General features: G+C 35.2%; 1 protein-coding gene. It reads left to right on the top strand.

Translation table 11 applies throughout. The features are described from left to right. Positions 1-143 precede the first annotated feature (143 nt). On the top strand, positions 144-330 hold a 187-nt coding region (locus ACT3TU_RS14405), incomplete at its 3' end, for a hypothetical protein (RefSeq protein ID WP_444784551.1).

Below are 330 nucleotides of genomic sequence, written 5' to 3' on the forward strand. Positions count from 1 at the left end.
AGTATCGCTATTTCTTGAAACTGGTGCGTGGGACGCACCCTACTCGTACTTGGCTTTTTTGTTATATCAATTCAATAATATAAAATATTTACCTATAACATAGGTGCCAAACTTGGTGTCATATAAAAGAGGACTGCCTCATTATGTTCCACTCCACACTATGGATGATTGGAGCGCTCATCTCATTTTGTTTAATGGCTGTTGGTGCTCGTGAGCTAAACGGTCAAATTGGTATCTTTCAGATATTATTTTTTCGAAGTATTGTAGGGTTATTGGTATTATTGCCTATAATATTGTTATCAAACTCTTTTTCAAAGAAGGATCATTTTT

The organism is Psychrobacter sp. AOP3-A1-26, assembly GCF_052378235.1.
Taxonomy (GTDB): domain Bacteria; phylum Pseudomonadota; class Gammaproteobacteria; order Pseudomonadales; family Moraxellaceae; genus Psychrobacter.